The 8,924-nt window shown below is 51.0% G+C and carries 7 protein-coding genes; 1 reads left to right on the forward strand and 6 read right to left on the reverse strand.

Annotated elements, in window-relative coordinates:
- The 3 genes from NZ772_08585 to queA form a co-directional block, all read right to left on the reverse strand.
- Window positions 1–243, reverse strand: a 243-nt coding sequence (locus NZ772_08585; protein ID MCS6813610.1) for a helix-turn-helix transcriptional regulator, incomplete at its 3' end; no start/stop codon positions are given.
- Window positions 227–1,204 (reverse strand): arsenic resistance protein, encoded by a 978-nt coding sequence (locus NZ772_08590; protein ID MCS6813611.1) that lies wholly within the window; start codon window positions 1,202–1,204, stop codon window positions 227–229. The genes NZ772_08585 and NZ772_08590, both read right to left, overlap by 17 nt.
- An 11-nt stretch (window positions 1,205–1,215) precedes the next feature.
- Window positions 1,216–2,316, reverse strand: coding sequence for a tRNA preQ1(34) S-adenosylmethionine ribosyltransferase-isomerase QueA (gene queA, locus NZ772_08595; GenBank protein ID MCS6813612.1), 1,101 nt, complete (start codon window positions 2,314–2,316; stop codon window positions 1,216–1,218).
- 109 nt (window positions 2,317–2,425) lie between these two features.
- On the opposite strand from queA, the gene NZ772_08600 reads away from it, so the two are divergent.
- Window positions 2,426–2,815, forward strand: a complete 390-nt coding sequence (locus tag NZ772_08600; protein MCS6813613.1) for a hypothetical protein — start codon at window positions 2,426–2,428, stop codon at window positions 2,813–2,815.
- Window positions 2,816–2,957: 142 nt separating this feature from the next.
- Here the strand turns inward: NZ772_08600 and NZ772_08605 are convergent, their stop codons facing one another.
- From NZ772_08605 to NZ772_08615, 3 genes are all read right to left on the reverse strand, one after another.
- Window positions 2,958–4,616, reverse strand: a complete 1,659-nt coding sequence (locus NZ772_08605) for a serine/threonine protein kinase (protein ID MCS6813614.1) — start codon at window positions 4,614–4,616, stop codon at window positions 2,958–2,960.
- Between the two features lie 187 nt (window positions 4,617–4,803).
- A complete protein-coding gene (locus NZ772_08610; GenBank protein ID MCS6813615.1) occupies window positions 4,804–6,189 on the reverse strand; it encodes a heterodisulfide reductase-related iron-sulfur binding cluster in 1,386 nt (461 codons plus the stop codon).
- Window positions 6,190–6,220: 31 nt separating this feature from the next.
- On the reverse strand, window positions 6,221–8,924 hold a 2,704-nt coding region (locus NZ772_08615; GenBank protein ID MCS6813616.1), incomplete at its 5' end, for a hypothetical protein.

Consider the following 8,924-nt stretch of genomic DNA (forward strand, 5'->3'; position numbering starts at 1 on the left):
CTGAGTAGGAATGGCCTCTAGTTCTGACCTATCCTGTTCGAGCCAGAACAAATCTTCGACCTGACATCCCAACGCTCTTGCCAGTCGGAGGGCCACTGTTGTCGAAGGAGCATACTGTCCTGCTTCTACGCCCCCAATCGTCTGGCGAGAGACTCCAGCGATCGCGGCCAGATCTTGCTGACTCATCCCCAGTCGCAGTCGAATTTGTTTCAGGTTGTTGCACAGGTCATGGTCTGGCTTCATGGGGGTTATTCCTGAGCTTTTCTGTGAACCGTAGCCATTGTGAGATTACCATTAACAGCGGTAGCTCAATCAAGGGACCAATGACGAGGGTAAGGGTAATTAGGGGACGATCGGGAAATGTAGATGCCGCGATCGCCAGGGACAGGGGTGAGTTGCGGGCTAGGGTTGTGTAAATTAGGCAAACCCTTGTGCTGTAGGATAGCTGTAGTCGTCGTCCTAGTACTTGAGCAATCCAAAAATTAATCCAGAAAAAGAGAAGCACAGGTGGCAATAGTCGTAACAGCAATCCAGGACGCTCGAACAAGGCTGGACTCTCTGCGGTAAAAATCGCAACAATAGCAACATTCAGACAGACAACTTGCAGGGCTGTAATTTTAGGCATGTGGTGATGTAGCCACTCAATTCCCCACCAGTAGCTAATGCAACGACGAGACAAAACTGCCATGAGTAAGGGCAGCACCAACACCCAGAGGATGCTACCGACGAGTGCCTGGGGGCTTAACTCTACTAAGGTGCTTGTAAACACCAGTAAGTAGATCGGCAGCAGCAGAATTTGCAAACTCAGGTTAAAGGGCAGGAGTGCCATCGCCAACGACACATCACCTCCCGATATGCTGGTAAACACCAGATACCAATCGGTACAGGGTGTAACCATGAGCATAATCAAGCCTACCCACAGATCAGGGGCATCTCGGAGAAAAATAGCCCCCAGTGCCCAGGCCAGAATGGGTGTCCATAGAAAATTCATACTCAGGCTAGTGGCAGTGGCCGTCACATTACGGATTGCACATCCAACCTGTTGCAGAGGCATGGGCAGAAAGGTTGCATAGAGCATCACGGTCAGCAAGGGCACAATTAACCCACTAGCCACTGATGGCAACTCCGAAACGTGAGCCAAAACCAACCCCACTAGCACAGACAGAAGCACGAAAACCGGCTGAAGTTTATCGTGTAGAGACATGGCAGGGTGACTTATGCTTGAGTAGCGGTAGGTAAAATGAGCATGGCATCACCAAAGGAATAGAAGCGATAGCGCTCGGCAATTGCCACTGCATAGAGGTCTAACAGCCGTTGCCGCCCGATCATGGCACTGACCAACATCATGAGACTAGAACAAGGCAAGTGAAAATTGGTGATTAACCCCTGGACGGTTCGCCATTGATAGCCAGGATAGATAAACAAATCAGTCTTGCCCCAAAAGGGTTGGAGTTCGCCTGTCTGAGAAGCCCCCTCTAGGGAACGCACAGATGTTGTGCCCACGGCAATAATGCGTCCCCCGCGGGCAAGGGCTTGACGAACTTTCTCGACCGTATCTTTCGGAATCTCTGCCCACTCACTATGCATGTTGTGGGTGGTAATATCCTCAACCTCAACGGGTCGAAAGGTGCCCACACCAATATGTAACGTGACAAATGCCCGATCGATACCCCGGTCCTGCAAGGTTGCTAACAGACGCTCAGTAAAGTGCAATCCGGCTGTGGGAGCCGCAACAGAGCCAACTCGATCAGCGTATACCGTCTGGTATTGGTCGGGGGATGCTTGACTGTCTGTGATGTATGGGGGCAGAGGAACATGACCCAACTGGTGAAACGCGGCCATTAGGTCTGCACCTGCGGCATCAAATTCTAAGACGCGGCCATTGGTAGCTGGGTCAGTTGCTAACACCCTAGCGGTCAGAGCTGGCGAAGTAGCAGGTGAGTCTGTATGGGAAGTGCGATCGTAGAATTCGATAATTGTCCCTGGTTTCAAGCGTCGTCCTGGCTTCACTAGACAGAGCCAATGGCGATCGTCGTACTCCTCCAGTAACAGAATCTCTACCTCTGTCCCCCTTGGCTTCCGACCATACAATCGAGCGGGCAGAACTTTGGTGTTATTCATCACTAGTAAGTCACCGGGTTGCAGTAAATCGGGTAATTCCCAAAATCGGTGATGACTGTGATGGGTTGGTGAGTCTACAACTAGCAAGCGAGAACTATCTCTGGGATGCGCTGGAACTTGGGCAATGAGATCCTCCGGTAAGTGGTAATCGTAGGCTGCACGTGACAAATCAAGCGGTGTAACGTTTATGGCCATAAACCAAGATTGGGGAAACCTCCCTATATAACGTCGGGGACTTCTCCCCACTTGCAAGCTCGCATTCTCTACGAAAATAGGATTGTAGCACTAGCTCGGACTTTGATCTATGGACTACCTCTACTACCTAGCCAATGCTAGCCTGACGCTGCGGGTCGTGGAGCGTCTGCACAGCTTTTCTGAACTACCTGTCCAATTTGTGACAGTCATCCATCAAATTGATGGTTGGATCGTTCGAGTGAAACTGAGTCAGCGCCTCAACCCCCAGCAAGATGGCGACTTACGGGCGTTTTTGAATGAACTAGGCATTCCCTATGAGCCAGATATTCGCGTGCGGATGGCACTGTGGGGTCTGGAAACTGGACAGTCACCTGTGGATGTGATGCGCCGCTATCAAGCTGCGATCGTGTCCCATGGCACACCCGACCGGGCGGAGATTGAAGAATTTCGCCGACAGTTTGTTCTAGGATTAGGCTATTGCCCCGAAACCCTAGCATAACCAGCTTCAATTTTGTCAGTATTAATTGGCACTCAAATAGCCCCTCTAAGGTCATGCTATTGAGCTACAGCGGGATAGACCTTACACCATGGAAGTAAGTATTAACCTGTTCTCAACAACTTTAGTCTCAGCAGCTCATAACCTATGGCGACTCCGGGGATGAGGGCTGCCAAATTTTAGTCTCGCCCATAGGATCAATCACATCGGTCACCAGCTCTGAGGTGCCAATCAGCATAGCAGGATCGGCCCAGACCTCCGCCGGAATCGCATCCAGTAAGGGTTGCAAATCAGCAAGGACTGCTGTCGCTGAGGGGTAGCGATCGCGGAAGTTATAGCACACCATGCGATCAAGAACATCAGCAAACTGGGGATTCACACGCACCTTAGCGCGCCAAATCACGTTACCAGTGGCAGGGTCAACCCGTAAATGCCGGGGGTGTAACCCAGTCATAATCTGAATAGCAACCATTCCCAAGGCATAGATGTCGCTATTAGGCTTAGGCCTGCCGATTGCTTGCTCACTAGGTGTGTAGCCGCGTGTACCGATGCCGATCGTTAAATCACTGGTTACTTTTGTATCCGTTGGTGGCTGGCGGATCTCTTTGACAGCCCCAAAGTCAATTAGCACCAGTTTATGGTCGCTATGTCGGCGAATGATGTTGTCTGGCTTAATATCCCGATGAATCACACCGTGCTGATGAATCACATCTAGGGTGGGAAGCAAGTCACTCAAGACGGACATAGCTTTGATTTCAGGGTTGGGAATGGTTAGCGATAGCTCATAGCTCAGGGGATGACCATCTACCCAGTCCTGCACTAGGTAGAACTCTCCATCTTCTTCAAAATAGGCGCGTAACTGAGGAATACGTTCGCACTGCCCTAAGCGCTCTAGGGTTTCTGCCTCCCGCAAAAACAACCGCCGTGCAACCTTCCACGTTTCAGGGCTATCGTTAGCAGGCCGCAACTGCTTGATTACACAGTAGGGATGCCCAGCACGGCCTAAATCTCTGGCCAAGTACGTTGCCCCAAAACCACCTGCACTCAATCGTCGAGTGACTTGATACCGTTGTCGTAGTTGACTTTGCAACGAACTCTGCTCCTCACTTGGGCACCAACTGGGCAACCCCGCACAGTGGTTGATCGTCTCTTGGGCGATCGCAGCCAATGGATAGGTGCTTGTAACCTGCGGTAGCTGCGGTTGTTGGCGACAGTTATGACTCGGCTTATTAGTGATAGCATAAAGGCTACCCATAATCATAACCAGCACCATCGGTAAGACCGTAGGCAACACCAAACCATTGAAGGCCATTGCTAAACAACTACCAACCCCAATCAATAGCCCTAGGCCCGAACCAGTCACTACCATCGATAACGGTTGTAGCTGCCTAAAAAAAATAGTAGCAATAACGACGATCGCCAGCACATATAACCCCCGCTGATAGGGATGCGGAAAGGCAGGTTGACCACTAGGAACCAAACAACGGCCTTGGTGAAGCAGATCACGACCGTGAATGACTTGGCCGTGCTTGGTGTCTGGCATGTCCCCGTCTAGACTAGGCTTGCTATCAAGGGAATCCGTTGTAGGGGTGAGAAAAGTCGATCGCAAGTGCCAGGACAGTCGTTGTGTCTGACAATCGAGCCACTGCACCGGTGCTGGATTCATGATAGTAACCACTGCACCCGTCACCGCTAGGGCGATCGTCAGGCCAAACCCTGACCTACTGAACCATCGGAGCTGATAGGCAGTTGCTGAAGCATCCCGTAGTGGTGACTTTGGTGGTCGCTCAAACCGTCGTGCCATTGCCCAGAGTCTCCTGTGCTAATAACGCCTTCCCAAAACTCCTTCCGATGCAACGCTGACTCTAACCCAAATAACTCCACCTAACCCCCAACCCTTAGCACCCAACACCTAACCCCTAATCCCTAGCACCTAACCTCAGTATAGGAAGATGACTAGAAATTGACTATGTAGGATCCAATAAATCACCCTAGGTGGGTTCCAGTAGAGGCGTGCCATGAACAGCGAAGTCTAACAATTGCATAGGATGCATGACTGGTATTGACTGACCTTGAAGTTGTAAGTGTCGCTGAATTTGCACAAAACAGCCAATGTTAGCAGAGACGATTACGTCTGCCCCCGTCGCTAGCAAATTCTGTACCTTTTGGCGACCTAGCTCATCAGCTACGGTTGGCTGCAAAATGTTGTATACCCCTGCACTCCCACAGCAAAGAGCAGCATCGATAGGTTCACGTAGGGTAACCCCTGGAATTTGTCGCAACAGTTGACGCGGTTGCACACTGATGCGTTGTCCGTGGAGCATATGACAAGCATCTTGGTAAACCAATGTCAGTGGTTGCCGTCGTAGGGGCAAGAGAGGAGCCACCAGCCCCACCGCTGCTAAGAACTCTTGAACATCGCGGACGATCGCCGCAAAGGCAGCCGCCTTCTCCGCATAATCTGGATCATCCTGCAAAATCCGTCCATATTCCTTCAGGGTATGCCCACAACCAGAGGCATTGATCAACACCGCATCTACCCCAGTGTTGGCAAAGGCATCAATGAGTTGTCGAGCTAGAACCTTGGTGTCGTGTTCTTGGCCCTGATGGTGCAGCAACGCCGCACAACAACCCTGATTCTGGGGAACTACCACTTCACAGCCATTGGCTGTTAATACACGAATAGTAGCCTCATTGACCTCTGGATTAAACAGACGCTGCACACACCCAAGAATGAGACCCACTCGGTAGCGGCGATCGCCCTGAGCTGGAATAACTTCAGGCATAGACGTTTGAAACGCCTTGTCTGAAAGTGGCGGCAGCAGCGCCTCCATAGCTGCTAACTGGGGAGATAGTTGCCTTAGGATGCCTAGGGATCGGATCCAACGTTGCAACCCTGTTTTTTGATATAGTCCTACCGGGCGTAATAGCAGGCGCAGACGGTTAGGATAGGGCAACAGGTTAAATAGTAACTGGCGAATGAGTCGCTGAGGCAGCGATCGGACAGCATGTCGCTCTACTTGAGGACGAGTTGCCGCAATCAACTTGTCATATTCCACCCCAGATGGACAAGCGGTTGTGCAGGCTAAACATCCCAAACATGAGTCAAAATGCTGGGTCACATCTGGCGATAGACTGGCCTGACCATTATGAATGGCATCCATGAGATAGATTCGGCCTCGTGGAGAATCCATCTCCTTGCCAAGGACTCGATAACTGGGACATGTGGATAGACAAAATCCGCAATGCACACAGGCACTAATCAGCTTAGGATCCGGAGGTTGTAAATGGTCGAACCCTGGATATTGACCATCAGTAGGGTCATTAGGAGTGAGGTCACGGGGGATGTTGGGGAGAGAGGTATCTAGAAACTGCATTGCTAACCACGTGATTACTATGTCTTCTAGGCTAGCGCGCTTCTCGCAATAGTTCTAGTGCCATGTCAAGACGCATCATTGCAGGTTGCCAAGTGGGATCATCCACCATATCAGTATCACATGGATTATGAGTAGCAATATTTACTTTGGTGCCTATCATCAACAGCTTGATCAGTGGTGATGTCCGGTGCAATTGATCAGTGATGTCAGCCAATACGTGATCAACCCGCTGAGGGTCATGCAATATGTCACTATGGTCAGACTTAATCAGCATCCCTGGAGCCAACAAATGGGTCAACTCGTAGGATCGTCCGGTGGATAAGTCCAGCAGCCAGTGCTGATCATCTGCCGAAATGGTGATCGTTATGAGTAGGCGAAGCCGCCCAGGAACCCAACCGATGGTGGTTTCTAACACGTAGGCAGGAATGCTGCTAACAAGTTGAGTAATGCTATAGGCAGAGCGGGTCACTTGCCAGAGTAAGTAGGACATCCATTCGTTAAGAGGCATGGCTGACTGTTGAGTTGGACAAATAGTCTGTTGAGATTCCTGCTCTACAGCCTCTAACACCTGCCATGCCCAAGTTACTAGGCTCTGTAGGTGTTGCCGAATGTTGGATGATAGTGAACTAGCTAGGGAGCCAAGGACTTGCAGGTGAGGCAGCCGAGCTAGCATGATTTGGCGTAAGAGAGCTTGGTCACGATCGTCAGGTGACACTTGGCCTACTAAGTCAATAGTTAGGCATGGTAGTGGTATATCTGGATTATCCAGGGTAGTAGCTGGCTGCGTACTGGGCACTAGGGGCACGATCGTTGCATCTGGCTCAACATCAGCCAAATCTGCTAGAACTGCTTGTGCTGGCAAGATCAATTCATCATCAACCAAGCGAGCAACTTCTAGGGGTTCAGGTGACTCAGTGACCAGTTCTTCAATAGATTGCTCTGACCCCGCTAGAGAGTCTGCTCCTGAAGATTCCTCAATGACCTTGTGGGACTCATCTATAGACTCTGTCACCCCAGCACCCTCTACTAGTTCCCTGTCCCCTCGCATGGGTGCTATCGGTTCTTCATCTGTAACATCATCCCCAATGTCATCGTTATCCGCCGCTAATGATTCCATAGCGAGCCTATCTGAAGCATAAAGACTACGATTCGGATCAATGACAATGCGGACATCTGGAGTAGCAATGCGTTGTTGAGCACTGGTTGTAGCCTTGTTCGATGACTCTAGTGAGGGTGTTGTTGAGCTAGGCGCACTAAGCATCACCTCAGCATCAGGTTGACTGCTTGGGGTCTGTTGGGTTGGTGCTGTATCACTAATGGGTTTTTGGATGGTGGGCTGATCTGCGTGGGCTTCCGCGACTAGCTCCGCAAATTCTGCTAGGCTCATGGCTGCATCGGGCGATCCCCTGAGCACTGATTCCACAGCATCAGATAGCTCTTGTTCAAAAATTTCTAAGGTTGGTGTATCGTCAATGGCCACTGAGGGACTATATGTGGCACTGAGGGGGGGCAATGTGACTTCCTGAAACAGATTTGGCATTAAATCAGACAATTCCTGTAAATCGTCACCTAGGGTGGCTAGGGTCAAATCGATCGCCAAGTCAGCGTCATCTGATGTCACGGATTCAGCAGGCACAGGCAACTCAGCCCGAAACATATCTAAGGTGATGACATCAGGGGCAGAAACATCCATCGAGCTAGGAGAGGGAGGAATCAGCGGTGAGCCGATCGCAGGATTCAACACCTCGTCTGTAGAGTCACGGGATACGGATGGTTCCTGTGGTAGCGTGTATGACTCAGCCGTCTGGGGTATTGGTGTGTCAGTCTGAGGCCCCAGAGTACCACCTAGCTCTGGTAGCGATTCCACCGAAAGGCTCTCTAAATCGGAGACAAACTCTTGCAGTGTCCTGTCAAAGCTGTAGTCAGCCGTGCCACAGTCAACAGCATCATCCCCAGTGGGAGGTGTGGTAGCTGCCAAGCTCTCCTCGATCGGGATAGGGTGATCAATCGAGGATGCCGCCTGTGGGGCTAAGTCTGCACTAGGCAACCCTGGATCAGTAGATAGCGTTTCTAACTTTTCCCCAGATGAGGCTGGTGTCTCTATTAGCCCTATTGAAACCTGTGCTGACGAGTCTGGGCTTGATAACCCTGGGGTAGTAGGGACTTCCAAACCGGATGGGGTTGCATAGCATGGTTCTAGACCAGATTCTGCTGGCTGATCGGGCAACTGGGCTGGATAGCTGGCATGAGGTAGCGCAGGTGGCTCTGAAGGAGTAAAGACTAGGGCTAGCTGTAGCTGCACAGTGCCTGATTGCCAATTGTGGCCTGGTTCCAAAACTTCAATGGCTAGACGATCGCGAAATAGCCAGATTTCTGGAGTTTTAGCGTGCAGGCACTCGTTGATTTCTGCCAACCAGGCACGGACATATTTTGGCTCTTGGTCAGAACCCCTAATCTCCACCAAGACATCATCCCCTAAGCCTGTACAGGGTGGTTGATAGGTTGCTAAGTCAAGCTGCCAATGACGATCCACCACATTGACATCGAGCACAGCAGCTAGCCGTAAGATACCCAAGTGCCAGTCTTCTCCGTTCGGCATGAGCAACCTCGCCTCGGCACCGCCTAACAGATGCATGATTTGATAATGGCTGCGAGCAACATACCAAAGCAAGTGAGGAGCTAAACCCTCGATCGCCACATAGCCCTGTAAAACCGGATTATTAGCACCAGCTAGG

The organism is Cyanobacteriota bacterium, from assembly GCA_025054735.1.
Taxonomy (GTDB): Bacteria; Cyanobacteriota; Cyanobacteriia; order SKYG9; family SKYG9; genus SKYG9.

What these genes read in the sequence shown, in the direction of transcription:
- NZ772_08590 (MCS6813611.1), bottom strand. Translation starts at nt 1,204, where the DNA reads ATGTCTCTACACGATAAACTTCAGCCGGTTTTCGTGCTTCTGTCTGTG.
- queA (MCS6813612.1), bottom strand. Translation starts at nt 2,316, where the DNA reads ATGGCCATAAACGTTACACCGCTTGATTTGTCACGTGCAGCCTACGAT.
- NZ772_08600 (MCS6813613.1), top strand. Translation starts at nt 2,426, where the DNA reads ATGGACTACCTCTACTACCTAGCCAATGCTAGCCTGACGCTGCGGGTC.
- NZ772_08605 (MCS6813614.1), bottom strand. Translation starts at nt 4,616, where the DNA reads ATGGCACGACGGTTTGAGCGACCACCAAAGTCACCACTACGGGATGCT.
- NZ772_08610 (MCS6813615.1), bottom strand. Translation starts at nt 6,189, where the DNA reads ATGCAGTTTCTAGATACCTCTCTCCCCAACATCCCCCGTGACCTCACT.